Origin of the sequence: Sedimentibacter sp. B4 (genome assembly GCF_000309315.1) — a bacterium.
GTDB classification, from domain to species: Bacteria; Bacillota; Clostridia; order Tissierellales; family Sedimentibacteraceae; genus Sedimentibacter; species Sedimentibacter saalensis.
This window is the reverse complement of the sequence record NZ_CANG01000807.1, coordinates 1-246: the sequence shown is the minus strand read 5'-3', so window position 1 is coordinate 246 and position 246 is coordinate 1. Positions and strand designations below refer to the sequence as shown.

At 69.5% G+C, this 246-nt stretch carries 1 pseudogene; it reads right to left on the bottom strand.

The annotated features are described in order from the left end of the window. Positions 1–246 (bottom strand): annotated as a pseudogene (locus BN358_RS24410) (ABC transporter permease); the annotation flags it as partial.

Genomic DNA, 246 nt, shown 5'->3' with positions numbered 1-246 from the left:
TCGATGCCGCAGGCCAGCAGGGATCGCGATGGCGACGATCAGCACCGCACCGGTCACCACGTACTGCCAGTAGGAGTTGACCCCCATGCTGAACAGCAGGTTGCCGATGAAGCTGACGACCAGGGCGCCGGCGATCGGCCCGGCGATCGTGCCCCGCCCGCCGGCGAGCGAAACGCCGCCGACGACGGCCGCGGCGATGGTGTTCATCGTGAAGGGCACACCGATGGTCGGGTCGCCCGACCCGGT